Here is a 26,395-nt window from a genome sequence, read left to right on the forward strand (position 1 = left end):
GCGAATCCATCGCCTACCCGAGCGATTCCGTCGCTTACCCAAGGGAATACTATTCCTTCCCACGAGAACATAGCCCCAGCACTGCATAAATGCAACGGACTCCTCTCAGTTTCAAGTCTTCAACATAACTGCCAGATTGTTTAATAATAAACAAATAAGCACTCTACTTATACTGAAAAGTAGAGTGCTTATTTCAATGGTTATTTAATTAAAGAACTGTTGATTAAAATTAACCTGTTTTCCGAAGGTCATAAGACTGCGAAACTCCTTGTTTCTTTTCAATCGTCCAACCAGTGAATCCGTAAATCATATTAATAAGAATGACCAAGTAAGAGAAGAAAATAAACGGAATAAAGCTGTAAGGACTAACGTTCATCAGGTTACTAACGAATACAGCCGGAACACCCCATGGCACTAGATTGATCCCAACTGTACCCGCAGCTTCTACAGATCGTGATAAGTTTTTCGGATCTATGCCTCTTTTTTCGTAGCCATCTAAGAAAGCACGAGTCGGTAAAATGAGCGCAAGAAACTGTGAACCACTAGCAAAGCTTACAACTAGAGTGGATAAAAGGGTTGAAAGAATAAGAGACCCTGTACTTTGAATTTTTTCAATAGCTTGTTCAAGAAGAACTTTGAATACTTGAACACCTTCAAGCATGCCACCCAGTGCTGTTGCTACAACAATAAGTCCAATGGTATTGAGCATTGAAGTTAAACCACCGCGGCTTAGGAGCTCTTTAATGGTTTCATTTTCTGCTTGAGACTTGTATCCATCGGTCATTGCGTTAATGACTTCGCTTACTCCACTTCCCTGTACAAAAACCGCAATGAATCCACCAAGTGCACTTACGATCACAAGTGATGGTACAGCTGGGTATCGTTTCGCCATGAGAATAATTGTGATAAGCGGTAAGAGTAACAATAATGGGTGAATAACAAAGGATTCACTTAATCCTGTTAACACCTCTTGAATCTGATCGGCATTTACTGATGATTGAGGTGTTTTCATCCCCAAGAACCAGAATAGAAGAATCGTTAAAATAAATGCTGGAATTGTATCCCACAGCATGTGACGTACGTGATCGAATAGGTTCACGCCGACCATTGCAGGTGCTACGTTTGTAGTATCTGATAGAGGTGAAAGTTTATCACCGAAAAAGGCACCCGAAACGGTTGCACCAACGATATGAGCTGCCGGAAAGCCCATGCTTGTACCGATTGCCATAAAGGCTAAACCTACTGTAGCGATTGCAGTAAAAGAACTTCCTAACGTAACTGCAACAATTCCTGTAATTAGGGCAACAGTTGGTAGAAAAACGTTTGGATTAATGAACGTTAACCCGTAATAAATGATTGTTGGAATTGTTCCGCTCAAAATCCATGCACCAACAATCGTTCCAATGATCAATAGAATAAAGACAGCAGGTAATGCACGGGTAACTCCTTCCTTCATAAACCCCTGAAGATCATCCCAAGAGTGGTCTAATGTAAATCCAATAGCTGCTGTTGCTATAATGCCGATGATGAGCGGCATAAACATTCCTGCTTCCCATACAACGATGGAAGAAGTAGCAGATATAATTAAAGCAAGTATAGGGATCAAGGCTAATAAAAAGCTCGGTTCTTTCTTCATTGATGACATCCTCTCGTTGTTCCAATTAAACCTTTTAACACTTTTATGCTTTTGTGCTTTTATCTACTAAAATATTATGAAGAAAGAAAAAGAGGATGTCAACCTAGAGAAGACTTCCTCTTATTGGTTAAAATTATTTTCTAACAGAGGGTCATACATCATAAGAGCATGGTTTTCAGTTACATACTCGTCATCGATTTCTTCTTGTTGATAGTTATAGACCCTTCGGTGAATCTTGTTGTGGCGTACATATGCACCCCAATGTTCGTGTGTGATAGCATGTTCTTTTTCATATACTTGATAGCTTGTTAAAGGGGCATGGGTTGATCGCCATTCACCAACAAGGTGCTCATCTGTTAACCAAAGATTTAATTGATAAGAAACGTCTGTCATATTTTGTAGTTGCAAATCGAGAAAATTATAGGCACATGTAGCCCCGCTACCAAATGGTTGCTTTCGATTGGTATCTGGAAACACGTCATAACTATGTCGGTGGCGTTCTAAGACGGTTAGTGGGGTGTGTAATGTCATCCAGTAAATGAGGTTAGATAATTGACAGAGTCCACCGCCAACCCCTGGTTTAAACGAGCCGTGAAAAAGAATCATGCCTGGTATATAGCCTTTACGTTTTGATGGGTTTCCTATCACCTTCCAATAAGAGAATGTTTCACCTGGTTTGAGAATAAGCCCATTTAGTTGCTTGATTGCTATGGAGAGATTGTGAACTTTATTATCTTGATACCACATGTCGACATCTCGTAATTGGCGATATAACTTAGATTTATGAGTGAAAACTTGGTGCTGTAGTGGCTCAGGATGCAGTGTATGAGCGTAGGACTGGTTGTTTTTTATCCATTCTAAATGTTTTTTGGATCGGTAGTATAGCTTTCCTGCATGAGCTCGAATAGGGTGACGTTTTTTCGGCTTTAATGCTAATGATTGTAAGGCGTTCATTAGGAGGCCCCCTTAGTACCTTTTAGATTATTTTACCATATAAAGGTGAGGGAAGAGTCCATAAAAAAGACTATCCCTGCGATAGGAGATAGTCTTCTACTAGTTTTATTTGGCTGCCTTTTGCAATTTGGTAATCATCTTCAATGAACGGCCTGTTCCGATTGCTACAGACTCTAGTGGGTTAGGTGCTAGATGAACAGGTACATAGATCTCTTTACTTAACCAGTCTTGCATACCTTTTAGCAAGGCGCCACCGCCGGTAATGACAACACCATGATCTACGATATCACCACTAAGTTCAGGTGGGCAGTCTTCTAAGGTAGCACGTACTGTCTCAAGAATGTGTTCTAGAGATTCGCGAAGAGCAGATTGGATTTCTGTAGATGTTAACTCAATCGTTTTTGGCAAACCTGTTACCATATCGCGACCGCGAACATCCATTGATTCTTCCTCATGCTCAATGAGTGCGTAACCGATTTGCATTTTAATTTGTTCGGCGGTTCTTTCACCAATTAAGATATTGTAATGTTTTCGTACATGTTGGATGATCTCCTCATCCATTTTGTCGCCACCATTACGAATAGAGCGGCAGGATACAACACCGCCAAAAGAGATAATCGCTACTTCACTTGTACCGCCACCAATATCTAAAATAACGTTTGCGACAGGTTCTTCTACTGGTAAATCGGCACCAATTGCTGCTGCAACTGGCTCTTCAATTAAATGAACATGCTTTGCACCATAGCTTTTAACAGCATTATGTATAGCGCGACGTTCAACAGAAGTAGACCCAGAAGGTGTGCAAATCACAACTGTAGGCTTTCGCATGGAAAGTCCCATTTTCTTACTAACTTTCTTCAGCATGGCTTTTAGCATTTGCGCCGTAATATCATAATCCGCAATAACCCCTTCACGTAGAGGACGAATTGGAATTACGTTTTTTGGTGTTTTACCGACCATACGCTTTGCTTCCGTTCCAACAGCCAATACGTTTTTCGAATCCGTATCGATCGCTACGACTGAAGGCTCGTTTAATACAATACCTTTATTTTTTGAATATATCAGAACATTTGCGGTACCCAAGTCGATACCAATTTCTGCATTTGCTAACATGATATAGCTCCCCCATAGATGTTAAGTCTCCTATATTTCTTCTTCCATTGTAAGTGATTTTTGGGGGTCACGAACATGGTAAATGATGGTGAAGGTCGAATTCGGAATTTTCTCGTCGGTTAAACTCGGATTTTGTCAGTTTTTGTTGGTTTTATTCGCAAGAAAAAGTTGGCTGTAAAAAAATTTTTGATGAATGACTTTCACTTGTTTGGAAATGATGGTACAATGACTATCGATGATTATTGCACTGTAATTCTACATGAACTATATATGAAAGGATGATAGGGATGCATATCGGAAGCAAAGGTTGGTACGTTAACGAACTGAAAAAGCTAGGCATGAGCCGTTATGAAGGTCGCAAGCTTGAGAGCTACAAAAAGCACATTCTTGCAAACCTATACTTTGATCGCACAAAGTAAGATATGTCATGTAGAGCAGGGAGCATAAGCTTCCTGCTTTTTTCTTTTTATATGGAACTTAGACTTAATGATTTTGATATATATTTTTTCGACAATAAACGAGAAGAAAGGAGGAGAGATTTATGAGTTCTGAGTATTTGTCTTATCAGGAAATTTTGCGTAAGTGTGAGTTGTTGAATGAACAATATGAACTGAATGATGAGTATTTTGGGAATATTGTAGACCAGTTACTTGCAAGTGATCGTTCTGCAAATGAAGTCATTATGGATGGATTTCAACAGCTGTTACAGCAGGTAAGTGAAGAAATGACGAAGATGGAAGGGTTTATGGATGCGAAAGCTTCATGTTTTATGGGGTGCGCGTTCTGTTGTTATTTCCCTATTATCATTACTGAACTTGAAGCCAAGACGATGAAACGTATTATTGATCATTGGCCAGAGGAACGCAGACAGCGTATTATGAATCATCTTGAGCAGTATCTATCAACCTATAAAGATGAAATAGAGCATGTGACTTCATTAGACCGTGAAAATGATCCCGACTTCAAGCGTAAGTATATTGCGTCTCAAGTTCCTTGTCCGATGTTGGATACGGAAACGAATATGTGTATGGCCTATGAGATTCGACCAATTCCTTGCCGTACCTATGTGAATTATTCGGATCCAAAGGTATGTGCAGAAAATTACCTTCCTAAAGAAACGTTCAGTTATGAGTTTCTATATGAATTTTACATGGGCGCTTTAAATGAAATCCTTCAAGAATTATATGAAGATGGGGAACCGAACTTCGTAGATTATCCAACTGATGTGTGGCAATATGATTATCTTGCCAATTGGGTTAAAGATTGGGTTTCAACCGAACAAAACAGTTAATTCCATGTATAATGGGGTTAGAGGTGATGGAACATGGCGTATGAATTGAAATCTGTTAATGTTGGTAAGCCCCAGGTGGTTAAGCGAAATGGAGAAGAACTTTACACGAGCTTTATTAAGACCCCAACGAAAAATCGTATAGCTGTAACCAAGTTTGGGTTAGAAGGCGATGAACAGGCGGACAAAAAGCACCATGGTGGTGAACAAAAAGCAGTATGTGTCTATCCTTATGAGCACTTCCCTTATTGGGAAGAGCAAACGGGTGTGAAGATGGAGGCATCTGCGTTTGGCGAGAACTTAACCATTGACGGTGTTAGTGAAGATAAGGTGTATATCGGTGATGTTTTTCAGTGGGGAGATGCAGAGCTTCAGGTAACTCATCCCCGCACACCATGTCAGCATATTTCTTTTGTCCATGACGTTAAAACATTTACGAAACAAGTGACACAGACAGGCCTGACTGGCTTTTATGCAAAAGTCATAAAAGAGGGAAGTGCCTCACTCCATGATTCCTTTGTACGGACACATCAAGAGCCTCATCTTGTATCAGTATCTGAGATTAACCGGTTAAAGTATCAAGTTCGAAACGACCAGGAAGGCTTAGAGAGAGCTATTCAGGTTGAAGCACTCGAACCCGAACTGAAGGCGTCTTTTACAGAACGGTTAAATAAGTTAACAGAACAATAAAATATATCAGCTCTATTACACAGAACCCTCTTGTTGTAACAAAAGGGTTCTTTTTTTATGCCTGTCAATAGTGATTTGAATGAAATTTATAGATTATATGGATTTTAATTCCTCATTCACTTTAGATCTACTAGACCTTGCTCAACGATATTTCTAACAATAATTTGGACAAATTTTAAAAGGTGATAGAATACGGTGATTTTGAATATTGGAAACGAGCACCAAAATTATTACATCAAAACCGGTGCTATAGTGGAGTTGTCCCAAAAAACAACACGAGAGGAGATGGAAAATGTTCAAAAAAATCACCATCACTACTGCGTTGGCAACCGGAGTATTATTGGGGAGCCCATTTCAATCAGAGGCAAGTGCTCAATCTAATAAGGACTTCCAATTGTTCACAAACATTCAATCCAATCAACAAGTAGATCAAGAACAAATCAACCAATGGATGAACCAGATTCTATCAAACTATGAAACTCAATGGGACAAGCAAGAGAAAACTGAACAACCAACACAAAAAGAAACAGAGAAACAACAACCAACACAACAACAACCTGAACAAAATGAACAAGATGAAGCACAAGCAACACCAACCACACCATCACAGCAAAACGAAGCAACAACACAACAACAACCAACTGAACAAGAACAAAAACAAAAACAAAGCTACGAGTTAAGTCAATATGAACAAAAAGTCATTGAACTAACAAATGAAAAACGTGCAGAACAAGGACTCTCCCCTTTAAAAATAGATAAAGAACTAAGCAAGGTAGCGCTTAAGAAGTCTCAAGATATGGCACAGAACAATTATTTCTCACACAATAGCCCAACCTACGGCTCTCCTTTTGATATGATGAAGCAATTCGGCATCGAGTACCGTACAGCTGGAGAGAATATCGCAAAAGGACAACGCAGCCCCCAAGAAGTAGTAGATGCATGGATGAATAGTGCAGGTCACCGTAAAAATATTCTTAATGAAAACTTCACCCACATCGGTGTAGGTTTTGAAGAAAACGGCAATGTATGGACGCAGCAGTTTATTGGTAAATAAGGTGAAGAAAAAGCTGGCTATATAGAGCCAGCTTTTTCTGTTTAACGAGCTTATTCAAATATATAATAGAAAAAATATGAATAACATATACTAACGAAACCGTGCATTAGTTTCGGATTTCGATTAAAGGGAATGAGCTTAATAAATAAATATGAGTCCTACAGTCTCGAAGGTTATGAGGAGGTCAGAACGAGCAACGTGAAATGGATATGATCTATGTACCGGTTGATGATGAAGACTTAGATGCTTTAGCTCAGTATGAAGGATGGGAAGTTTTTCCAAATCCTTGATGTGAAAGGGTTTTTCTTGACAAAGCCATGCAACCGTTTTACTCTTACAGTATCAACTTGTATATACAGGATTACGTATTCAATTTATAAAATATATTAAAGGTGGTCCCCATGTTAAAAAAACTATTTGGTAAGAAGAATGATCAAAATACGGAAGAAGTTTTAGTTTCTCCATTGAACGGTAAAATTCTTGAACTTAGTGAAGTACCAGACCCAGTTTTCTCACAAAAAATGATGGGTGATGGTTTAGCGATTGAACCATCTGAAGGGAAGGTAGTAAGTCCGGTAGAGGCTGAAATCGTTCAACTTTTCCCAACGAAGCATGCGGTTGGCCTGAAAACAGACTCCGGTCTTGAAGTACTGATCCATATCGGTCTTGAAACCGTAAGTATGGAAGGGGAAGGCTTTGAAGGTCATGTAGAAGTGGGCGATAAAGTGAAGCAAGGTGATGAGCTAATCACTTTCGATATGGACCTTGTGAAAGAAAAAGCTAAAAGCACCATCACACCAGTTATCTTAACAAATGGTGACGATGTAGTAGAATCTCAAGAAGTGCTTAACACAGGGGAAGCTACAAAAGGTGAAACAGAATTATTAAAAGTAAACTTAAAATAACACATGAAAAGTCAGCCTCTACTCGGCTGACTTTTTTATGTCATGTGTATGTGTTTGGTTAAAAATATTTAGATTTAAATCTGCCGAGATACGCTGTAAAATCTTTGCTCCACCCACGCTATTTCCTTTTTGATTAATAGCTGGACCAAAGACACCAATGCCATATCGGCCTGGAACTGCACTGAAAATCCCGCCACTAATTCCACTCTTACATGGGAAACCAACCTCGACGGCAAAAGTACCTGACTCATTATACATGCCAGAAGTCATCATAATGGCTTGGATGGTATTTAAATGATCTGGTGACACCAATTGTTTATTTTGTTCAATTAACCTTCCACCATTCGCTATAAATAGGCCTATTTTGGCTAAATCATGCACTTGTAATCGAATAGAGTTTATGCGGAAGTATAGATCAAGTGCATCCTGAGGGTTTAAGGCTACTGCTCCTGAACTGCTCATGTAATAAGCAAGAGCGCGATTTCGATCACCTTTTACTTTTTCAGCTTCATATACGTCTGGGTCCATGTCAATGTTTTCATTTCCTGTTATTGTTTTCAGCATCATGAGAATACGATCGAAACGCTCTTCCACTGTATCTCCTTTAATGAGGGAGCATATTGCTATGGCTCCTGCATTTACCATGGGATTAAAGGGGCGGTGGACATCGCCAGATTCCAAGTGACTTATTGTATTGAAAAAGTCACCCATTGGCTCCATTCCAACAGATTGAAACACTTTTTCCTTTCCAAGGTCTTCTAATGCGATCAATAGACTAATAACTTTTGATGCGCTCTGTAAGGAAAACGAAACATCTGTTGCTCCTGCAGAATAGATGTTGTGATTAAGGTCCATCACAGCAACACCAAGGTCATTTTGGTTCAATTCGTCTAGACCTGGAATACCTGTCATGACTTCACCTTTGGTTGTGTAAGGTTTATATTCAGTGATTAACTCTTTTAAATAATCATTACTAAGCCGGACCATAAGCATCTCCTTTCGACCATCATGTGGTCATAGATATGTAACCTAAAGATGAAGATATGAAACCTTCAGTGCCTAAATACACAGGGGAGAGAGGTGTGATACAATTAATGTAAAGAAGTCTTTTGAAATCCCTTTATGAAGGAGTTGGGCTGGATGGATTTTGCGTTTCGAATGGCTGAGGAGCGAATTAAGCAAGCAGATAGAAATGGTGAATTTAAAGATTTACCCGGAAAAGGGAAGCCCTTAGACTTAAGTGAGATTAACGCTGTCCCAGAAGATTTGCGTATGGGATATACCATTATGAAAAATGCCAACATGATTCCTGAAGAAATGCAAATTAAAAAAGACATTGTTAAGCTCGAGGACTTACTTCAATTTTGTGAAGATCCGGAAGAGAAAGCGTCTTTACGAAAAGAAATTAATGAAAAGCAGTTGCGCTTCCAAACTCTGATGGACAAACGTAAAATGAAGCAATCTGGTGCGTTTCGTCAGTATAGAGGCAAAATTAATCGAAAAATAGGACTTTAAATACAACGAAAGCTGACTCTTTTAAGAAGATCAGCTTTTTCTTTATTTCCATAGTGAGTGATTACTCACTTTACAACCTGTAGATTTTTGATAGAATAAAAAGTGAGTAATCACTCACATTAGTTTGAGGAGGGTGAAACAAGATGGATATGGTACACGTAAAGGATGTCGCTCATTCTTTTGGTAGAGAAGAAGTATTGAAAGAAGTTAATCTCTCTATTCAGGAAGGGGAAATCTTTGGTTTATTAGGGCCTTCAGGTGCAGGTAAAACTACACTTGTAAAAATGATTGTTGGAATTTTAGAAGCAGATCAGGGGGAGGCCTGGGTGAAGGATGTTAAGATGCCTTCTCTTGAACAGATGAAGGTTTTAGGATATATGGCTCAATCTGATGCCTTATACAACGAATTATCTGCTAGAGAAAACCTAGACTTTTTTGGTTCCATTTATGGTTTGAGAACAAAAAAGCGTAAACAAAGAATCGAAGAAGTAATGAATATTGTGGACCTTTATGATCATTTGGACAAACCAGTGCAGAAGTATTCAGGAGGGATGAAGCGACGCCTCTCGTTGGCGGCAGCTTTATTACACGAGCCGGACCTTCTCATTTTAGATGAACCCACTGTAGGAATTGATCCTATTCTTCGTCAGTCCATATGGAACGAATTAAAGCGATGGCAGCAAAATGGAACAACCATTATTGTAACGACTCATGTCATGGATGAAGCGGGTAAATGTGATCGTCTAGCTATGCTTCGAGATGGATATGTGATCGCTACAGGATCGCCAAAAGAATTAAGGGAGAAAAGCCATACCGAAACAATCGAAGAAGCGTTTTTAGCCTATGGAGGTGAAAAAGGATGAATATCCGTGCACTGATTATCCGTATTTTACGACAGTTCCGAAGAGATAAACGATCAATGGCATTGATGATTGTTGCTCCATTACTCGTTTTAACCTTAATGTGGTTAGTATTTGATGGTGATCGCTATGAACCAGAAATTGCAGTGGTGGATGTACCTAGCCCATATGTTCAAGTTTTAGAAAAGCAGGACGCTGTTATTAAAGAAATGTCTGAAGTTGAAGCTATGAATGCTCTGCAAGGTGTTGAAGTGGATGCAATGATTAAGATGGATCAGCAAAGTATGCAGGTTGCATTGGAGGGGAGTGACCCTTCTACAAATAGTGCAGTGAAAATGACTATACAACAAGCGATGAAGGAGCTAGGCCCTCAGAAATCACAATTGGAACCAGCATTCACATATATTCATGGTTCAGAGGATCTTGGTTTGTTTGATAATGTAGGTCCCGTATTAATCGGATTTTTTGTATTCTTTTTCGTGTTTATTATTGGAGGGGTATCATTTCTGAGAGAACGAACGCAGGGGACGCTTGAGAGGTTGCTCTCAACACCATTAAGACGTTGGGAAATTGTCACGGGGTATGTGCTGGGATTTGGCCTATTTACTTTAATTCAGTCCTTTATTATTGCTGCGTATTCTATTTATGTTCTTGGTATGTGGATGGACGGATCGTTCTGGTATGTTCTTCTGATTACTTTTCTGCTTGCTATGACGGCGTTAACACTAGGAACGTTACTCTCGGCTTATGCCAACAACGAGTTTCAAATGATTCAATTTATTCCTCTTGTCATTGTACCCCAGGTCTTTTTCTCTGGCTTATTTAATCTAGATGCATTAGCTGGTTGGGTCCAGGCAATCGGGAAAGTCATGCCCCTTACCTATGGAGCTAATGCGTTAAGAAATATCATGATTCGTGGAAAAGGAATTGAATCGTTTCAATCGGATATCTTAATCTTGATTGGTTTTGCTTTTCTATTTTTCTTTTTAAACATAGTGGCATTAAAGAAGCACCGCAAGCTATAATGAAAAGTATGAAATAAAGGGGGATCTAGAATGAGCGATAACGATATAGTGAACGATCTATTACAAGCAGGAGAACTGGAAGATCAGCTCACCCCAAAACAACGCCAAATCCTTCAAGCGGCTGTCGAGATGTTTGCGGAAAAAGGTTATGCATCGACTTCCACCAGTGAAATAGCTAAGAGGGCTGGTGTCGCTGAGGGAACCATTTTTCGGCATTATAAAACCAAAAAAGAACTGCTTTTTGCCATAGTATCTCCGATGATCACAAAGTTCGCTGTCCCTTTCTTTGCTCAACACTTTGTGAAGCAGGTGTTTGATCGAGAAGTATCTGGATATGAAGAGCTGCTCAGAAATCTAATTCATAACCGATTTGAATTTGTAAAAGAGAATGTGACACTCTTAAAAATCGTTTTGCAAGAGGTGGCTTTTCACGAGGAGCTACAAGAACGATATAAATCTATCTTTAGAGAAAATGTGCTTGAGAGCTTTGAGGAAACGGTGAAGCATTTTCAGGAAAAAGGGCAGATCAAAGACTATCCTGTTCATAGTGTGATTCGGTTAACGATATCAACGATAATAGGGTTTTTGGTGACGCGCTTTATTATTATGCCTGACTATGACTGGGATGATGAAAAAGAAATTGATCGTACCATCGATTTTATCATGAATGGTCTAGAAAAATAGACAAAATCCCTCTTCCCAACTGGGAGGAGGGATTTATCTATTTTTGGATTACTTGACCGCCAAATTGTTTACAAAAATCGTTAGCTAAATATTCAATTGCCTCCTCATTCCAAGGAGCTCTACGATTCTCGTGAATTTCAAGTGAAAGTTGATGCTTCTTCGGCCAGTACGTGATTTCTAAGACCCCTTTTTCCTTCCCTTTTTTAAAATGCCAATGATAGCACCCCTTTTTTGTGCTTAGTGTAGTGCGTTGGGTCATGGTTAATCCATATTGATCAAACGTTTGTTCAATTTCCTCACATACCAATTCTTCATCTAGAGGCTTTACGTTTTTTAATTTAGAATCCGTAATTTCATACGTTAACATATTCATGTTCCTCTCTTATTTCATAGATTTGTGTGATCACTCCTTGTCCGACTTCCAGGGCATGTTCTCCTTCCTTTCGAATAGACATGAAGAGAAGGAGGAGTGATAAGAATGAATGGAACTACTTTTTTATATTTATCATGTATTATTGCTGGGTTTGCACTGATTCGAATTCCATTAAGTGGGGCATTATCTCCATTGGAACCATTGTGTGATCTAATCGGTGTTATTGCTGTACTGTTATTTTCATGTATTATTATTTTTAACGGTATCATGTCCTTAATAGGAAGAAGGAAGTTATAGCTCAGACATCTGTCTGAGTTTTTCTTTTCACTTCATCCTCTCCAAAGATGGTTATTCTTCTTTCCCGCTGCATTTTGGAATAATATCCACCAATGATGTGACCGGCCAAAGGTTCTCGTGTGCTTGTTGAGGTTGGTCTGGTGTTAGCCAGACTGCTTTCATCCCCATTTGAAGAGCAGGAGCAATTTCATTCATAAAATTATCCCCTATAGAGATCACTTTTTCAGGCGGGACATTATACTGGTTAACGATTTGTTCAAAGTGTTCCTTAGTGCGAACAGGTTTTACAGCTGAAGTGATTTTCGTTTCAAAAGCATGTTGCAATGATAAGTGCTCCAACAAGCGCTCTACATCTACTGCATCACTATTGGTCATCAGAACGATCTTCATATCATCTTTTAGCTTATGAAGAAAGTCACGTAAACCAGGTGTCTCTGTGATCCAGCCATCCCCTTTAGCCATATCTACCTTCGTTTCATTATACGCGTTGTGACATGTTTTCATTGGCACTCCATAATGTCTAGCTAAGACATATGGGGGCCACCAACCATCACCGATCGCAATCCATCTATCAAAATCAAATGATGAAGCAGGGAATTTTAGATGTTTGTCTTGTTGATTATGTAGTTCACCTGACCATGTTTCAGGCATAGTTAGCGTTTCGATGAAAGGGTCCCACGTCCATATCAAATCTTCTTGGGCATCATATACTTTCCCAATAGCTAATGGATGCGTACCGTTTTTCACTTTTTGAAAGTCCTGTTGAAAGTTTTCTTGTTGATCATGGGGGACCAGTTTTTGTAGCTTTTCTGCAAATAAGTCAAAATGAGCGGTATCTTCGTAAAGTGTTCCGTCTAAATCGAAAATGAGAACTTTACTATCTTCTATAAATGAGTGTGTAGGGAGCATATCTAAACTTCCTTTCGAGGGTAAATGACCAAGATGTCGCACCTTTTTGTTCATAGTATGCTCAATTATGCTTAGTACTTCAAGTAATTGGGTAAAGAATCTAGGCACTTATTCATTCTTGAATTCTTTGTTTGCTCTGTTACATTTAATAGAATAGTGGAAAATGATTGGAAGAGGTGGCAAAAGTGAGATATAAACAAATAGGGTTTATGCTATTGATTGCATTTTTCTTATGGATTCCAACGGTTGAAGCAGAAACGACTGTTACAAAAGAACCCCTTACACAAGTAGATGCTACCATTGAGTATCTTCCAGAAGGACGTCCTTCTGGTATTGTTCAGAGTAGTTCACCTAACATCACGTATTACATAAAGTTATCGTCCTATGACCTTCCTTATGAGATACGTATGTATTTGAACGGAAGAGAAGTGAATGCTGATTATAATGAGGGTACTGGAATCGTTTCTTACCAAGCTTCAGGTCTGTCTGGAGAAAATAGAGTTAAAGTGACTTTATCTACTTATGGGAAAGAAAATTTAAGTCGTTCTTGGAATTTTAAAGTTGATGATCGTACGATATCACCTTTAGCCGGAAAAGACATGAGCCTCCTTGAACGTGTCCAAAATAATGCTTTAGAACGTGCGAATGAATATCGAAGTGTTATTGGTGTAGCTCCTTTAACAAGCAATGAAACATTACAAGAAACAGCTCAAGCTCATGCGAATTATATTGAAGTAAATGAAACAGGCCATACAGAAGTAAGTACGAATGAAACGTTATTTACAGGTAGAACACCACAAGATCGCTCAGCATATTTTGGCTATGGTAGCTATTTTGTTGGCGAAGGGATCACGTATGAAGAACCAGGTGGCCCTACTTCCATTGACCACTTGTATGATGCACCGTATCACCGTTTAAGTCTAATGAACCCTTTCTATTCTGAAGCAGGAACAGGCTACAATGGTGATGGTGATTTCGTGATTAATTTTGGAGGCTTAGGGAACCAAGGGGAGGAGAAGGTTGTTCTTTATCCTTATGAAGGACAAGAACAAGCTAAGGTATCCTGGTTAGCTTTTGAAGAGCCCAACCCATTACGATTTTTCGGGAAAAATAAGATATGGACTGGTTACCCGATATCCTTTGCCTACTTTGGAGGACAAAGTGATCGCTTAGTTGTGCAAAGTTCAAGTTTGGTTGATAGCTCAGGACAACAAGTCTCTACTTATACCGTTACACCTGAGGTGGAGGATCAGGGAAAGCACCATCTATTCTTAATCCCGAAAAAGTTCCTTAAACCAGGTGAAACCTACCAAGTACAAGTTAATGCTTATATTGAAAAGAAATCTGGAAGCACCAAGGATGTATCCCGTACTTGGAGCTTTAAAACAGCTGACGAAATTGCACTAGATCGTGTATATTTTGAAAAGCATAATGGTACAAACTTCTTAACGTTAGAATGGGCATCAGGAAAGGATCCAGATGCCACTATTACACTTGAAATGAATGGTGAGCGTTATTTACGAAGAGAAGGACAGCAGCAAACAACCTATAAGGATCTGACTCCTGGCCTTTATACGATGAGTATTGATAGTCCGTATTTCAATGAAGTGAAAACCTATCAAATTATGATTCAATCAAAAGAAGACTTGTATTTTGATTATGATAGTCCTTTGAATGTCACTAAGGTATTTGAGGATGGCGTGATGATGGAGGATACGGATGGGGCTGATGGTAAAGAAACACCTATTTTCGCTAACTATCAGGAATGGGATGTAAACCAATCGAGTTTCAGTAATGATAAAGTATGGAATATTCGATTTAATAGTTCGATGCTTCCTAGCCAAGTAAATAGTAGTAATGTTTATGTGGTTAATAATCAGAATGAAAAAGTCGATGTTAATCTCATGCTTGAAAGGGATGGAACAGAAATTGTGGTTACACCACCATCTGGTAACTATTCAAATGGAGATTATACATTAGTGATTCAACCATTGAAGAACAAAGCTGATAAGATCATGGATAATGGAATTCAAATGCCGTTTAAAGTCCAGTAAACTCGAGTCCTTGCTCCTTAGTTGGAGTGGGGGCTTTATTATTTGGGTGAAAAATTAAAAAGGATGATTAAAACGTCTTCTAGAATAGCCTCCGTTTGTTGAAGACTTGGTATCTAGATAACTAGTGAGGTGGAGGTCCATTGCTGGAAAAAGAGTAAGGGGGTCAGTGAAACGTCGATACTCCTGTGGAAGACCGTCCGAGCTTCCTCATCCGCTGCGCTCCTTGCGGGATCTCGGCCGCCCTTTCTACCACTGGAGTTCGACGTTTCCTTCCCCCCTTGCTCATATGGAAAATAACGGACTCTATTCGGAAATTAATCTCATTCAGGGATAGATTTATTCCGAATGAAGCCTCTATTCGGAACAATAATCTCATTCAGGGATAGACTTATTCCGAATGAAGCCTCTATTCGGAACAATAATCTCATTCAGGGATAGACTTATTCCGAATGAAGCCTCTATTCGGAAAAATAATCCATTCAAGGGTTAGATATATTCCGAATGAAGCCTTTATTCGGAAAAATAATCCATCCAAGGGGTAGACTTATTCCGAATGAAGCCTCTATTCGGAAAAATAATCCATCCAAGGGGTAGACTTATTCCGAAGGAAGCCTATATTCGGAAAAATAATCCATCCAAGGGGTAGACTTATTCCGAATGAAGTCTCTATTCGGAAAAATAATCCATCCAAGGGTTAGATATATTCCGAATGCCCCCTATCTTTCGGGCTAGGCCTTATTCCACATAATTGCCATAAAGCAGAAGAACTTACAATGCATTTTCCATTTTATGTTTCGTCGTAGTATAATAGAGCCCAAGAAGGGGGAGGGGCTTTTGCGTACTGTTATTATTTATATTTTTGAAGTTTTATACTTAATGAGACATTCCATCACGATCAAGCAGATTAATCGTACATATAAAGGCCGTCCCATAGAAGAAAAAGATCGACGGGTTTATTCACAAGCTAGACAATGGGCGCGGCAAACAATGAGATTAGCTGGAACCAAGGTTTCTATTAAAGGGAATGAGAAGTTTCCTGAAGGGCCTGTTCTCATTGCCTCAAATCACCAAGGAAATTTTGATATTATGGCGCTATTAGGTTACCTTGAGAAACCATTTGGATTCATCTCCAAAATAGAGGTGAAAAACATTCCGGTTGTGCGATCCTGGATGGAGGCTATGCACTGTGTGTTTATTGATCGAAAGAACCGAAAACAAGCATTAGCAGCTGTTCAAAAGGGCATTCACTACCTTGAAGAAGGGCATTCTCTTCTTATTTTCCCTGAAGGGACACGTAATTTTGGGAAAGGATTAAAACCATTCAAATCTGGAGGTCTAAGTATGGCTTCTCAAGCGAATGTGCCTATCGTTCCTGTAGCATTAGAGGGTACATACCGTGTCATGGAAGATAATGATGGGAAAGTCAAGCCAGCAAAAGTTGAGATTCAAGTATGTGATCCGATTTTTCCGGAAGAGTACAAAGACTTGCCTGCAAATGAAGTTGCTGAATTCGTTAAGAAACGAATTACGGAAGCTCTTGAAATGATGGAGGGTAATGTACAGCCACTTCCAAAGAAGACTTTCATCGCTTCAGAATCAAGAGAGATCCAAGGGTAACAGTAGGTCATAATAAATCAAAAAGGAGCGGATATTGAATGTGTGGTCGTTATACATTACTAGCTGATGAAGTTGAAATTTTAAAAGAGTATGGAATTGACCATAAGCTTGAAGAATTTGCACCACGATACAATATCGCACCAGGACAAAATGTTTTAACGGTGATTTCAGATGGTGAAAATAATAGGGCAGGCTATCTGAAATGGGGGCTCGTTCCATTTTGGGCGAAGGATCCAAGCATCGGTTATAAAATGATTAATGCCCGCTCTGAAACAGCTCATGAAAAGCCGAGCTTCAAGCGTCTGCTTCAACGGAAAAGATGCTTAATATTAGCAGATAGTTTTTATGAGTGGAAAAAAGAAGAGAGTGGTAAGCAGCCTATGCGAATTAAAAAAGATGATCGTTCTTTTTTTGCATTTGCTGGTCTATGGGATCGATGGAAACAAGATGACAAGGAACTTGTAACTTGTACGATACTCACGAAAGAAGCAAATGACTTTATGGAGCCGATTCATAAACGTATGCCAGTGATTTTACCTAAAGAAGATGAGGCATGGTGGATGCAACAAGGGGATCGAGACCCCAATGAGCTGCATGACTATCTTCGCTCCTTATCAATTGATGGTTTAAAGGCTTACCCTGTAAGCACTCATGTGAACAATGCTCGAAATGAAGATGAAGCATGTATAGAACCCATTACACGCTAAAATCCTACCTCACGAGGTGGGATTTTTTATGGGTAGATTCTCTTTTATAAATAGGTAGAAATAAAGAATTATGATTTTTTTTGTAAAACTTGTAGGGGATAGAGAGACTCAATCGTCTATAAGGGTGATATAGGGAAGAAGGGGGGAGAGTATCATTCATGAGGATCGACTAATTGAGAAAGTGCGTGAAGGGAATCAACAAGCCCTGCGTGTACTTATTGAACGATACAAAAGTCACTTGTTTAAAGTGATATATGGTGTCGTTCGTGATGAACAAGAAGCAGAAGATATCACACAGGAAACATTTATAAAAATGATGGATGCTCTCCCCTCTTATCAGTCACAAGGTTTTAAAACCTGGATAAGTCGAATTGCTTTTAATAAAGCCATAGATGCTAAGCGGAAAAAGCAAAGACAAAAAGAGGTAGTCGGACATGATGAACAAAAAGACTCTCAAACTAGGGGGAGTGCAGAGCATGAATGGCTTCAGCAAGAGAAGATCACTTCTGTAGCAAAATCAATCGAACAATTACCTGAAACATATCAAGGTGTAGTCAAGGCGTATTACATACATGGGAAGTCTTATCAAGAAATTGCAAAAGATCATCATATTGAAGAAAAAACAGTGGAAATGCGACTTTACCGTGCTAGGAAGTGGATGAAAAAGAATTGGAAGGAGGATGAGTTCTAATGGAACACATAAATGATGATACGTTACAAGCTTATATAGGAGATATTCTGTCAGAAGTTGATCGAGAACGTATTGAGGAGCATTTAGCTACTTGTGATCGATGTCTCGATAACTATTTCGATGTGGTCGATCAGTGGTCATTAGAAGCACCTTCTTTATCGGAAGACTTTACTGATCAAACGTTTGATCAAATTCTGAAGAAGCAAGTTATGCCAACGTCTGAAAGAGTTTCATCACCTTCTTCCAGGAAGAAATCTACACTCTTGCACTACTCTATAGCTGCTGGGCTAACGCTTTTCTTGATGTTTTCTGGGGTCTTTCAACAAATGATGCAAGTGTTTGATGAAGACAGCTTAAGGCAGCAACCATCTATATCAGATCAAATCGTCAAACAAACGAGCAAATGGCTCGATCAAGGAATTAAATTGAAGGGGGAAGATACGAATGAATAAATCACCAATATTAGCGTTTTTCTTAGCCCTGATCCCTGGGTTTGGGCATATGTATTTAGGAAGGAAAATTCGAGGGTTTCTTTATGCTTTGTTTTTCTTTGGGTTTATAGGCTTAGCTATGCTCATTACGATTGTCAGTCATGGTACAGGTGAAGCAGCTCTGATTCCTTTATTCTTATCAGTTCTTATTTGGGGAGTGAATATGCTTGATATGATTATCACTCTTTTAATGAATACCCATTTAAATTCACAAAAAACGCAAAGTGATGGTGATACTCAACAATCTATTTCGTTGAATCATAAAGAAAACGAACGCTTTTTCACGATTCTATTATCATTTGTTCCAGGCGTAGGCCATTTTCACTTAGGTTTACCTCAGAGAGGACTCACTTTACTTTCAGCCTTTCTAGGTTCAGGTATTATGATCGTATTTGTCTCAATGGTACTGAACATTGGTGGTTTGCTTATTTTCCTTTTAGCTCTACCCGTTATATGGATCTATGGAATGTTCGACTGTATTCAATTATTAAATTTAAAAGATAATGGAGAGACACTTGAAGACAGAACGATTTTGGAGGATTTGGACCGCCAAAGGCAGAGTGGGAAGAAGAGCAAGGTAGTAGCGACTGTACTCGGTATTTTCCCTGGAGCTGGACATATGTATCTCGGCTTGCAGCGTAGAGGACTGCAGCTTATGGTAGGGTTCCTGTTATCCATTTATGTGCTTGATGTATTACGCTTATCTGTTTTCTTGTTCTTAATACCTGTTATTTGGTTCTTTAGCTTCTTCGATACTTTACAACAAGCAAGTCGAGCTGAAGAAGGCTTTGTGGAGGACGTCCCCGTAATTAAATATTTTGCAAATCATCAGCGATGGTTGGGGATTGCGCTTATCTTGTTAGGATGCTTTTATCTCATGGATGATATTTTAATGCCAGCTCTTGCTCCTAAAATTAAAGCAGCATTCCAGATTGATCTCTATTACTTTTATACTCGCTTCTTCCAGATGTTTGTCGTTTGCTTTTTACTCATAGGGGGCGGAATCAAGCTGCTTATGGGATCTAAATCGAAAAAAGAGGAGGAAGAAGTATGAGAAAATGGCGTGTAGGGACTGTCTCAATGGGACTTTCCCTTATTATGTTAGGTATTATGCTTATGGTATCTCAGATTAGTGGATGGGATGTCATGAATCTAGCTCTCTCATGGTGGCCAGCAATATTGATTGTGTTAGGGATAGAAATTCTCTTGTATCTGTTCTTTTCAAAACAAGAAAAGCCTATGATTCAGTACGATTTTTTATCGATTATATTTATAGGGGTCATTGGTACAGTTGCTATTGGCTTTTATATTGTCTCTTCATTTGGGATTGTAGAAGAAGTGAAAGCATCCATGAATGCTGATCGTATCGAAGGAGCCTTGCCTCATGTTGAAGAGGAGGTAAAGGAATCGGTAAATAAGATTGTCGTTCAACCTACATATAGTGAATTGACAATTGAAACAAATAATGAGCGACAAGTTCATCTTTTTGGAACATTTCAATCAAACTTTCTTGAAAAAGAGGCATTAAACCAAGAGGATGTTGTGAATTTCACAAGAACAGGAGACACGTTGTTTATTCAATTGATGGAGCCTCCTAAACAGGAAGGATTTCGTTATGGATCTACACACTATAAACGTACATTATCTTTACCTGAAAACGTTAAAGTAGAAATACGAGAAGGTGCAGGTAGTCTTAACATCAATATTGGAACCATTCAAGCGGATTGGATGATCGATCAGACTCATAATGCCGTTGTACAAATTGACGAAGAAGCGGATGTTGTTGTCAAAGTGGAAGGTAGAGATAATCGTTTGGGCTGGGATGTAGCTTGGGATAGTACAGAGGTTATACAAGGGGAAGTAGAGCATCAAAAGCTTTATTACAAGGAGAAACAATATGGTGAAGGCTCCAACACCCTACAATTTAATTTAGTGGATGAATTTACAATAAAGAGTGTAGGTTCACGATCTTAAAGAAATAGCCACGTTATGTAACGTGGCTATTTTTAATAATGTATTTATAAAACAGCAGTAAAGATGATTGAACATATAGGTAGATGGCAAAGGAGAAGAAGGAATTGAAACCGTTTTTAAAGGTGAATACCCCCATTTGGATATTAATCTGATCGAATCCTAAACTGAATAAAGTCCAAGCTACTATATAGATAACTGTGTATATGCCTTTAATATGTAGTTTTTTATAGCCATAAATGAAAAAGTAACCAAAAGGTCCGTATAGCAAATACACAACTGTATCCATGATTGTATAATGTTTCCCATCCATAATATCGTAAAAATCAAAGATATGAGCACCAATGGTATTGTCTGTAATCGTTGCGCTAAAAATCCCATAAAAGATGACTAAAACTGTATCCAATTTATTGTTAAAGAGGTTTGGACTTAGAAATAAACCCAAGTAAGAGATCAAAATTAAGCAAATAATATAAATATCATTTGTATTAAACTTTTCCTCAACCAGGAGAATTGGTGTCATGATTGAACCCATCCCTATTCATGATAAAGCGGCGTATTAAAGATATGAACAGAAAAATACAGCCATAAAAACCGATAGAAGTAACAACTGACCATGTTTTATAAGTATATAAGTGATTAATCACATTGAGCCTTTCAAATATAAGGAGGGCAATCGTAGCTCCTATTATGATTGTTCCTTTTGCAATTAAGGATTTTGTTAAGACAGTAAGATTCAAAAGGTATAGTAGAACAAACGGAATGAAACAAGTTCTATAAAATAAGAAAATGACATAGTGATAGGGATTATAAGAAGGAAAGAACCATTTAATTTCCATTAGAATTGTAAATGCGTGCGAGTTTAAGAAGATTCCTATTATTAAAAATAAGGAAAGTTCTTTTTTATTTAATGATTTCGTTGTGAAGATGAAAGAAAGAATCAAAATAAGAAAAAGACTAAGATAAAAAGTTAAGATCAATCATGCTCATCCTTTTTTATAAGACGCAATTTAATGAATAGAATTCATTATGTAGTATGAACGTTTGTAATGAATTTATCCTATGATGTATAAAAAAACCGATCGATGAATTGACCGGTTTTTTAGGCTATTATTCATTAATAAGGTTTAAAAACTTTCTAGTTCGTTCGTTTTTAGGATTAGAGAATATGTGACCCGGTTTCCCCCGTTCAACAATAGAGCCATTGTCCATAAAGATCACTTCATCCGCGACATCTTTAGCAAAGCCCATTTCATGGGTCACAACCACCATGGTCATCCCTTCTTGAGCAAGTTCCTTCATAACTCTTAATACTTCGCCTACAAGCTCAGGGTCTAATGCTGATGTGGGTTCGTCGAATAACATGACTTCGGGATCCATTGCCAGCGCACGTGCTATACCAACACGCTGTTGTTGACCTCCTGATAGTTGAAAAGGATAATAATCCACTTTGTCCCCAAGACCTACTTTTTCAAGTAAATGAATTCCTTTTTCTTTCGCCTCTGATTTATCTACTTTTTGTACAGTAATAGGTCCTTCGATCACATTTTCTAAAGCTGTCTTGTGAGGGAATAGGTTATAGGTCTGAAACACCATTCCTGTTTTGCGACGTAATGTGCGAATATCTTTTTTAGATACCTTTTGGTCAAAGTCTAATGTTTGACCTTCAATGGAAACGGATCCCTTAGTAGGGGTCTCCAATATATTTAAACAACGAAGTAGAGTGGTTTTGCCTGAACCAGAAGGTCCTACAACAACGACCACTTTACCTTGTTCTACTTTAAGATCAATTCCATTTAATACTTCTAGATCTCCAAAACTTTTGTGTAATTGTTGGATAGATAGCATACACAAGCTCCTTACGTTTTAACGTAGCGATTTAAACGATTTTCAATTTGATCTTGCCCTAGAGATAAAATAAAGCAAATGATCCAGTAAATAAGCGCTGCTTCAGAGTATAAAAGAAGAGGCTCATACGTATTCGCTACTATTTCTTGTGACTTACGAAACATTTCAGCTACTGTGATCGTCGACGCTAGAGATGTATCCTTCACAAGACTAATAAATGAGTTTGATAATGGTGGAATCGAAACTCGTGTTGCTTGAGGAAGGATAATACGTCGCAAGGATTGGACATAAGACATTCCGATCGAATAGGAGGATTCCCACTGACCTTTCGGAATAGAAAGGATGGCAGCGCGTATAATCTCCGAAGCATATGCCCCGGTATTTAATGAAAATCCTATGATTCCTGCTGTTAAGGGGTCGAGGTTTATTCCCACCCTTGGAAGTCCGAAAAATATAATGAAAAGCTGAACAAGTAAAGGTGTACCACGAATAATGGAAATGTACACTCTAGCAATACCGCTTAGGATTTTTATTCCTGAAATGCGGAAGAGAGCTGTTAAGACGGCTATTGTAATCCCGATAATGAAAGAGATAATGGCCATCGGTATGGAATAAACGAGAGCTCCCTTCAGCAATGGGAGAAAGGAGCTCTCAGCAATATTTATATACCGATCCCAATTGGGCGCAGCAGATAATATGAGATTATTTAGTAGAAACATCTTCGCTAAACCATTTTTGGGAGATTTCAGATAGTGTACCGTCTTCTTTCATTTCTTTAATAGCACCGCTAACAGCTTTTACAAGTTCTTCGTTTCCTTGACGGAACATCATCGCACTCTCAGATGCTTCATCTTTACGATCTACAATTTCAACTGGTACGTTGTCACCTTTTTTCTGTAGAAAGTCTAATACGGAAAGGCGATCGTTTACAGTAGCGTCAGCACGCTTAGATGCGAGAAGTTGCATGGCAGGGTTAAAGCCTTCGACACCTTGAATTTCAGCTCCATGTTTTTCAGCAATCTTCTTAAAGTTACTTGTTAGAGATTGAGCGGCTACCTTTCCCTCAAGATCTTCGAAAGACTTAATTTCTTCGTTGTCTTTATGTGTTACTAGTACTGCAGTGGATATCGTGTATGGCTCTGAGAAGTCATATTTCTCTTTACGGTCTGGTTTAATTCCAACCTGGTTTGCAATCATGTCGAAGCGTTTTGAGTTTAGACCAGCAAACATGGAATCCCATTTGGTCTCAACAAATTCAATCTCTAGATCAAGACGTTTAGCTACTTCACGAGCAACCTCAACATCATATCCTGTAAGTTTGTCCTCATCATTATGGAACGTGTACGGAGCGTAAGTCCCTTCAGTCCCTACTTGAATAACACCTTCTTCTTTAATTTGTTCGTATAAGCTCTTGTCAGAAGATGTTTGTTCCGAACCTTCTCCGTTTGTGTTGTTTTCGGTTTGATTCTCTTCACTGCTTCCGCATGCTGCGAGAACTAGAGCGAAAAGTGCAAACGTGAAAATCGTAAATAATTTTTTCATGTATGATTCCTCCATATAGTTTATTTTAATCCCAACTAAACTCATGGGAATTATGGTCAACTTGTTTTATCTTACCTTGCATTGAATCTCAATGTCAATTTAAATATGTTAATTGTATTATGAGGATTTTTCACAAAAACTATAATGAGAAAAGGGATTGCTAAAATGTTGAAGGTTTAAGACTATATTGAATGGGAAAGGAATACATAGGATTTGATGTGTTTTCCATGATGGAATAGGGAATGTTTTATATAATAGAGATGAAAAGTAGATAAAAGTGGTAGGTGATAAAATGATAAACGTTCTTTTTGTATGTTTAGGTAACATTTGTCGTTCCCCAATGGCAGAAGGGATTTTCCGTGACCGTGTTGAGAAAGCAGGATTGTCAGATCAGATCAATGTAGATTCGGCTGGAACGGGAGATTATCACTTAGGAAAACCACCTCATGCAGAAACACGTGGTATCTTAGGAAAAGCTGAAATATCATCAGAAGGGATGCGTGCCCGTCAAGTTCAGGAAAGTGATTGGAATGAGTTTGATTACATTGTGGCGATGGACCGAGAGAACATGAAGGACCTAAAAGGTTTTCGAGCGGCGCATGATGATATTACGGTTGTTAAAATTATGGATTACGTAGAATCCGTAGAAGAAGAGGATGTTCCGGATCCTTATTACACAGGGAACTTTGATTATGTGTACAACTTATTAACTGAAGGCTGTGACAATTTACTATCCGAAATCAAACAAGTGAATCAATTACAATAGGAGGGGAACAACCATGGGAGAAAGTAAGATGCTGAAAGGGCTAGCAATTGGTGCTTTTGCGGGAATGGCTTTATCATTAATTGATGGTCCAACTCGAAAGAAAACCGTTCATTGTTTAAAACAATCCGGAAGTCATGCGAAAGGGTATGCCAAAAATCCATCACATGCAATTGAAGATTTACGCATAAAATATGAACAATGGAGCTATACATTAGATAGTCAAATTAAAAATGTCCTGGATATGCTGGATCAAATGGAAGGTTACTTATCAAAGGTTGAACAAGCTGATGAAGAGCCTCCTAAACAGCTAGAAGGACCACCAAAGCAATTGCAAGGATAAGTATCGACAGGTGGGAGTACTTTGCGAAAAGCATTGAGGTTTGGAAAGGATTTTATTAAACGATTTTCAGAGCATGATGTAGTAGGCTTGTCCGCACAATTAGCCTACTTCTTTTTGCTGTCTATTTTTCCGTTTATGATTTTCCTTGTGGCTCTTATGGGATATATTCCAATTCCGTATGATTTTCAGATAACCCTAACGCGCTACATGCCTGAAAAAGCTTTAGAGTTGTTTAATGAAAATCTAAATACAAAAAGTGGAGGGCTCCTGTCCGTGGGGCTTATTGGTACAATATGGTCTGCCTCAAATGGGATCAATGCGATTATTAAAGCGTTTAACCGGGCGTATGAGGTAGAAGAGGATCGTTCTTTTATCAAAACGCGACTTATTGCGATTGTGCTCACCGTGGCCATGATTATCGTAATTATTGTGGCACTACTCCTACCTGTATTTGGTAAGGCCATTGGATTGTATATCTTTTCGTGGTTCGGTGTATCAGATGAGTTTTTAGCTGTATGGGCAGCGTTACGGTGGGTTGTATCCTCTGTTATCATTTTGTTTGTCTTAATATCTTTATACATTCTCGCCCCAAATCGCCATGTTAATGTGAAGCAAGCTTTTTTTGGATCATTGTTTGCAACGATTGCATGGCAAGTTGCTTCGTTTTCCTTTTCGTTTTACGTCAATATTAGTGCAATGACTTATTCAGCTACATATGGAAGCCTTGGTGGCGTCATTATCCTGATGGTTTGGTTTTACCTTACTGGAATGATTATTATTTTGGGTGGCGAGGTAAATGCGATGCTTAAAGAACGAAAAGTGTTCGTATCATAGCGTGCTATCCAAAGGTTGGTATTCATATTAAACGAAGGTAGAGGACAAAATATGCCTGTACCAACCAAAAGGGAGGCACTATGTAATGGCTAACAACAAACGTAACAACAAGCATAGTCACGATAAGAAGCAAAAAGCTAAAAACGAATCCAAGCATAAAACAAGTGGTTCAGCGAATAAAAAGAATCAGTATCATTAATAAGAAAAGGTCCAGACAATGGCGTCTGGACC

General features: G+C 38.7%; 30 protein-coding genes. 20 read left to right on the plus strand and 10 right to left on the minus strand.

The features are described from left to right. Nucleotides 1-229: 229 nt before the first annotated feature. The 3 genes from nhaC to mreBH all read right to left on the minus strand — a co-directional run bounded on the left by nhaC (nt 230) and on the right by mreBH (nt 3,703). Nucleotides 230-1,636 carry a Na+/H+ antiporter NhaC gene (gene nhaC / locus H514_RS0120345; protein ID WP_027448623.1) on the minus strand — a complete coding sequence of 469 codons (1,407 nt, stop codon included), beginning with the start codon at nt 1,634-1,636 and terminating at the stop codon, nt 230-232. Between the two features lie 120 nt (nt 1,637-1,756). Then, entirely contained in the window at nt 1,757-2,590 is an 834-nt protein-coding gene (locus H514_RS0120350) for a VanW family protein (protein WP_027448624.1), read from the minus strand. A 105-nt stretch (nt 2,591-2,695) separates the two neighbouring features. Further along, nucleotides 2,696-3,703, minus strand: a complete 1,008-nt coding sequence (mreBH, locus tag H514_RS0120355; protein ID WP_027448625.1) for a rod-share determining protein MreBH — start codon at nt 3,701-3,703, stop codon at nt 2,696-2,698. A 287-nt stretch (nt 3,704-3,990) separates the two neighbouring features. On the opposite strand from mreBH, the gene H514_RS24485 reads away from it, so the two are divergent. The 5 genes from H514_RS24485 (at nt 3,991) to H514_RS0120385 (ending at nt 7,640) form a co-directional block, all read left to right on the plus strand. Next, the gene (locus H514_RS24485) at nt 3,991-4,122 is read left to right on the plus strand and encodes a YflJ family protein (RefSeq protein ID WP_081673104.1); all 132 of its coding nucleotides are present in this window, start codon (nt 3,991-3,993) and stop codon (nt 4,120-4,122) included. Nucleotides 4,123-4,244: 122 nt separating this feature from the next. Then, nucleotides 4,245-4,994, plus strand: coding sequence for a YkgJ family cysteine cluster protein (locus tag H514_RS0120365; protein ID WP_036841959.1), 750 nt, complete (start codon nt 4,245-4,247; stop codon nt 4,992-4,994). 33 nt (nt 4,995-5,027) lie between these two features. Beyond that, the gene (locus H514_RS0120370) at nt 5,028-5,681 is read left to right on the plus strand and encodes an MOSC domain-containing protein (protein WP_027448627.1); all 654 of its coding nucleotides are present in this window, start codon (nt 5,028-5,030) and stop codon (nt 5,679-5,681) included. Nucleotides 5,682-5,973: 292 nt separating this feature from the next. Further along, complete coding sequence (locus H514_RS0120375; RefSeq protein ID WP_027448628.1) at nt 5,974-6,735, plus strand: CAP domain-containing protein; 762 nt, start codon at nt 5,974-5,976, stop codon at nt 6,733-6,735. A 401-nt stretch (nt 6,736-7,136) separates the two neighbouring features. After that, nucleotides 7,137-7,640 carry a PTS sugar transporter subunit IIA gene (locus H514_RS0120385; protein WP_027448629.1) on the plus strand — a complete coding sequence of 168 codons (504 nt, stop codon included), beginning with the start codon at nt 7,137-7,139 and terminating at the stop codon, nt 7,638-7,640. Between the two features lie 18 nt (nt 7,641-7,658). Here the strand turns inward: H514_RS0120385 and glsA are convergent, their stop codons facing one another. Next, the gene (gene glsA / locus H514_RS0120390) at nt 7,659-8,627 is read right to left on the minus strand and encodes a glutaminase A (RefSeq protein ID WP_027448630.1); all 969 of its coding nucleotides are present in this window, start codon (nt 8,625-8,627) and stop codon (nt 7,659-7,661) included. 153 nt (nt 8,628-8,780) lie between these two features. On the opposite strand from glsA, the gene H514_RS0120395 reads away from it, so the two are divergent. The 4 genes from H514_RS0120395 (at nt 8,781) to H514_RS0120410 (ending at nt 11,724) form a co-directional block, all read left to right on the plus strand. Beyond that, the gene (locus H514_RS0120395) at nt 8,781-9,155 is read left to right on the plus strand and encodes a DnaJ family domain-containing protein (RefSeq protein ID WP_027448631.1); all 375 of its coding nucleotides are present in this window, start codon (nt 8,781-8,783) and stop codon (nt 9,153-9,155) included. 143 nt (nt 9,156-9,298) lie between these two features. Further along, the gene (locus tag H514_RS0120400) at nt 9,299-10,018 is read left to right on the plus strand and encodes an ABC transporter ATP-binding protein (RefSeq protein WP_027448632.1); all 720 of its coding nucleotides are present in this window, start codon (nt 9,299-9,301) and stop codon (nt 10,016-10,018) included. Continuing rightward, nucleotides 10,015-11,040 (plus strand): ABC transporter permease, encoded by a 1,026-nt coding sequence (locus H514_RS0120405; RefSeq protein ID WP_027448633.1) that lies wholly within the window; start codon nt 10,015-10,017, stop codon nt 11,038-11,040. The genes H514_RS0120400 and H514_RS0120405 overlap by 4 nt, the downstream gene beginning before the upstream one ends. A 30-nt stretch (nt 11,041-11,070) precedes the next feature. Next, on the plus strand, nt 11,071-11,724 hold the full coding sequence (locus tag H514_RS0120410; protein ID WP_027448634.1) for a TetR/AcrR family transcriptional regulator: 654 nt from the start codon (nt 11,071-11,073) through the stop codon (nt 11,722-11,724). A 37-nt stretch (nt 11,725-11,761) separates the two neighbouring features. Here the strand turns inward: H514_RS0120410 and H514_RS0120415 are convergent, their stop codons facing one another. Continuing rightward, nucleotides 11,762-12,091 carry a hypothetical protein gene (locus tag H514_RS0120415; RefSeq protein ID WP_036849504.1) on the minus strand — a complete coding sequence of 110 codons (330 nt, stop codon included), beginning with the start codon at nt 12,089-12,091 and terminating at the stop codon, nt 11,762-11,764. Nucleotides 12,092-12,202: 111 nt separating this feature from the next. Between H514_RS0120415 and H514_RS0120420 the strand changes: the two genes are divergently transcribed. Beyond that, entirely contained in the window at nt 12,203-12,394 is a 192-nt protein-coding gene (locus tag H514_RS0120420; protein ID WP_027448636.1) for a hypothetical protein, read from the plus strand. A 51-nt stretch (nt 12,395-12,445) separates the two neighbouring features. On the opposite strand, the gene H514_RS0120425 is transcribed toward H514_RS0120420, so the two are convergent. Further along, complete coding sequence (locus H514_RS0120425) at nt 12,446-13,303, minus strand: HAD family hydrolase (protein ID WP_027448637.1); 858 nt, start codon at nt 13,301-13,303, stop codon at nt 12,446-12,448. Nucleotides 13,304-13,488: 185 nt separating this feature from the next. Between H514_RS0120425 and H514_RS0120430 the strand changes: the two genes are divergently transcribed. The 7 genes from H514_RS0120430 (at nt 13,489) to H514_RS23625 (ending at nt 20,837) form a co-directional block, all read left to right on the plus strand. After that, entirely contained in the window at nt 13,489-15,357 is a 1,869-nt protein-coding gene (locus H514_RS0120430; RefSeq protein WP_027448638.1) for a CAP domain-containing protein, read from the plus strand. Nucleotides 15,358-16,191: 834 nt separating this feature from the next. After that, on the plus strand, nt 16,192-16,974 hold the full coding sequence (locus H514_RS23620) for a lysophospholipid acyltransferase family protein (protein WP_051255255.1): 783 nt from the start codon (nt 16,192-16,194) through the stop codon (nt 16,972-16,974). Between the two features lie 38 nt (nt 16,975-17,012). Beyond that, the gene (locus H514_RS0120440) at nt 17,013-17,681 is read left to right on the plus strand and encodes an SOS response-associated peptidase (RefSeq protein WP_027448639.1); all 669 of its coding nucleotides are present in this window, start codon (nt 17,013-17,015) and stop codon (nt 17,679-17,681) included. Between the two features lie 172 nt (nt 17,682-17,853). Further along, nucleotides 17,854-18,372 (plus strand): RNA polymerase sigma factor, encoded by a 519-nt coding sequence (locus H514_RS0120445; protein WP_267879779.1) that lies wholly within the window; start codon nt 17,854-17,856, stop codon nt 18,370-18,372. After that, nucleotides 18,372-18,824 carry a zf-HC2 domain-containing protein gene (locus H514_RS0120450; protein WP_027448641.1) on the plus strand — a complete coding sequence of 151 codons (453 nt, stop codon included), beginning with the start codon at nt 18,372-18,374 and terminating at the stop codon, nt 18,822-18,824. Before H514_RS0120445 ends, H514_RS0120450 begins: the two co-directional genes overlap by 1 nt. Beyond that, on the plus strand, nt 18,817-19,917 hold the full coding sequence (locus H514_RS0120455; protein WP_027448642.1) for a DUF6677 family protein: 1,101 nt from the start codon (nt 18,817-18,819) through the stop codon (nt 19,915-19,917). The genes H514_RS0120450 and H514_RS0120455 overlap by 8 nt, the downstream gene beginning before the upstream one ends. After that, nucleotides 19,914-20,837 (plus strand): hypothetical protein, encoded by a 924-nt coding sequence (locus H514_RS23625; protein ID WP_051255257.1) that lies wholly within the window; start codon nt 19,914-19,916, stop codon nt 20,835-20,837. The genes H514_RS0120455 and H514_RS23625 overlap by 4 nt, the downstream gene beginning before the upstream one ends. Nucleotides 20,838-20,850: 13 nt before the next feature. Here the strand turns inward: H514_RS23625 and H514_RS0120465 are convergent, their stop codons facing one another. From H514_RS0120465 to H514_RS0120485, 4 genes are all read right to left on the minus strand, one after another. Beyond that, the gene (locus H514_RS0120465) at nt 20,851-21,357 is read right to left on the minus strand and encodes a hypothetical protein (RefSeq protein WP_027448643.1); all 507 of its coding nucleotides are present in this window, start codon (nt 21,355-21,357) and stop codon (nt 20,851-20,853) included. A gap of 587 nt (nt 21,358-21,944) precedes the next feature. After that, nucleotides 21,945-22,682 carry an amino acid ABC transporter ATP-binding protein gene (locus H514_RS0120475; protein WP_027448645.1) on the minus strand — a complete coding sequence of 246 codons (738 nt, stop codon included), beginning with the start codon at nt 22,680-22,682 and terminating at the stop codon, nt 21,945-21,947. Between the two features lie 11 nt (nt 22,683-22,693). After that, nucleotides 22,694-23,401, minus strand: a complete 708-nt coding sequence (locus tag H514_RS0120480) for an amino acid ABC transporter permease (protein ID WP_036841956.1) — start codon at nt 23,399-23,401, stop codon at nt 22,694-22,696. Continuing rightward, complete coding sequence (locus tag H514_RS0120485; protein WP_027448647.1) at nt 23,385-24,224, minus strand: amino acid ABC transporter substrate-binding protein; 840 nt, start codon at nt 24,222-24,224, stop codon at nt 23,385-23,387. Before H514_RS0120485 ends, H514_RS0120480 begins: the two co-directional genes overlap by 17 nt. Before the next feature lie 292 nt (nt 24,225-24,516). Here H514_RS0120485 and H514_RS0120490 point away from each other — a divergent pair, with 292 nt between their 5' ends. The 3 genes from H514_RS0120490 to H514_RS0120500 are packed head-to-tail and all read left to right on the plus strand — an operon-like array spanning nt 24,517 to nt 26,164. Next, a complete protein-coding gene (locus H514_RS0120490; protein WP_027448648.1) occupies nt 24,517-24,990 on the plus strand; it encodes a low molecular weight protein-tyrosine-phosphatase in 474 nt (157 codons plus the stop codon). Nucleotides 24,991-25,003: 13 nt separating this feature from the next. Next, complete coding sequence (locus H514_RS23630) at nt 25,004-25,330, plus strand: hypothetical protein (RefSeq protein WP_036841954.1); 327 nt, start codon at nt 25,004-25,006, stop codon at nt 25,328-25,330. A 21-nt stretch (nt 25,331-25,351) separates the two neighbouring features. Further along, nucleotides 25,352-26,164: a YihY/virulence factor BrkB family protein gene (locus tag H514_RS0120500; RefSeq protein WP_027448649.1), complete on the plus strand. Its 813-nt coding sequence runs from the start codon at nt 25,352-25,354 to the stop codon at nt 26,162-26,164. Nucleotides 26,165-26,395 lie beyond the last annotated feature (231 nt).

The organism is Pontibacillus marinus BH030004 = DSM 16465 (assembly GCF_000425225.1).
Taxonomy (GTDB): domain Bacteria; phylum Bacillota; class Bacilli; order Bacillales; family BH030062; genus Pontibacillus; species Pontibacillus marinus.

Excerpts from the sequence above, each read along its gene's own strand:
- nhaC (WP_027448623.1), bottom strand. The coding sequence starts at position 1,636 with ATGAAGAAAGAACCGAGCTTTTTATTAGCCTTGATCCCTATACTTGCT.
- H514_RS0120350 (WP_027448624.1), bottom strand. The coding sequence starts at position 2,590 with ATGAACGCCTTACAATCATTAGCATTAAAGCCGAAAAAACGTCACCCT.
- mreBH (WP_027448625.1), bottom strand. The coding sequence starts at position 3,703 with ATGTTAGCAAATGCAGAAATTGGTATCGACTTGGGTACCGCAAATGTT.
- H514_RS24485 (WP_081673104.1), top strand. The coding sequence starts at position 3,991 with ATGCATATCGGAAGCAAAGGTTGGTACGTTAACGAACTGAAAAAGCTA.
- H514_RS0120365 (WP_036841959.1), top strand. The coding sequence starts at position 4,245 with ATGAGTTCTGAGTATTTGTCTTATCAGGAAATTTTGCGTAAGTGTGAG.
- H514_RS0120370 (WP_027448627.1), top strand. The coding sequence starts at position 5,028 with ATGGCGTATGAATTGAAATCTGTTAATGTTGGTAAGCCCCAGGTGGTT.
- H514_RS0120375 (WP_027448628.1), top strand. The coding sequence starts at position 5,974 with ATGTTCAAAAAAATCACCATCACTACTGCGTTGGCAACCGGAGTATTA.
- H514_RS0120385 (WP_027448629.1), top strand. The coding sequence starts at position 7,137 with ATGTTAAAAAAACTATTTGGTAAGAAGAATGATCAAAATACGGAAGAA.
- glsA (WP_027448630.1), bottom strand. The coding sequence starts at position 8,627 with ATGGTCCGGCTTAGTAATGATTATTTAAAAGAGTTAATCACTGAATAT.
- H514_RS0120395 (WP_027448631.1), top strand. The coding sequence starts at position 8,781 with ATGGATTTTGCGTTTCGAATGGCTGAGGAGCGAATTAAGCAAGCAGAT.
- H514_RS0120400 (WP_027448632.1), top strand. The coding sequence starts at position 9,299 with ATGGATATGGTACACGTAAAGGATGTCGCTCATTCTTTTGGTAGAGAA.
- H514_RS0120405 (WP_027448633.1), top strand. The coding sequence starts at position 10,015 with ATGAATATCCGTGCACTGATTATCCGTATTTTACGACAGTTCCGAAGA.
- H514_RS0120410 (WP_027448634.1), top strand. The coding sequence starts at position 11,071 with ATGAGCGATAACGATATAGTGAACGATCTATTACAAGCAGGAGAACTG.
- H514_RS0120415 (WP_036849504.1), bottom strand. The coding sequence starts at position 12,091 with ATGTTAACGTATGAAATTACGGATTCTAAATTAAAAAACGTAAAGCCT.
- H514_RS0120420 (WP_027448636.1), top strand. The coding sequence starts at position 12,203 with ATGAATGGAACTACTTTTTTATATTTATCATGTATTATTGCTGGGTTT.
- H514_RS0120425 (WP_027448637.1), bottom strand. The coding sequence starts at position 13,303 with ATGCTCCCTACACACTCATTTATAGAAGATAGTAAAGTTCTCATTTTC.
- H514_RS0120440 (WP_027448639.1), top strand. The coding sequence starts at position 17,013 with ATGTGTGGTCGTTATACATTACTAGCTGATGAAGTTGAAATTTTAAAA.
- H514_RS0120450 (WP_027448641.1), top strand. The coding sequence starts at position 18,372 with ATGGAACACATAAATGATGATACGTTACAAGCTTATATAGGAGATATT.
- H514_RS0120455 (WP_027448642.1), top strand. The coding sequence starts at position 18,817 with ATGAATAAATCACCAATATTAGCGTTTTTCTTAGCCCTGATCCCTGGG.
- H514_RS23625 (WP_051255257.1), top strand. The coding sequence starts at position 19,914 with ATGAGAAAATGGCGTGTAGGGACTGTCTCAATGGGACTTTCCCTTATT.
- H514_RS0120465 (WP_027448643.1), bottom strand. The coding sequence starts at position 21,357 with ATGACACCAATTCTCCTGGTTGAGGAAAAGTTTAATACAAATGATATT.
- H514_RS0120475 (WP_027448645.1), bottom strand. The coding sequence starts at position 22,682 with ATGCTATCTATCCAACAATTACACAAAAGTTTTGGAGATCTAGAAGTA.
- H514_RS0120480 (WP_036841956.1), bottom strand. The coding sequence starts at position 23,401 with ATGTTTCTACTAAATAATCTCATATTATCTGCTGCGCCCAATTGGGAT.
- H514_RS0120485 (WP_027448647.1), bottom strand. The coding sequence starts at position 24,224 with ATGAAAAAATTATTTACGATTTTCACGTTTGCACTTTTCGCTCTAGTT.
- H514_RS0120490 (WP_027448648.1), top strand. The coding sequence starts at position 24,517 with ATGATAAACGTTCTTTTTGTATGTTTAGGTAACATTTGTCGTTCCCCA.
- H514_RS23630 (WP_036841954.1), top strand. The coding sequence starts at position 25,004 with ATGGGAGAAAGTAAGATGCTGAAAGGGCTAGCAATTGGTGCTTTTGCG.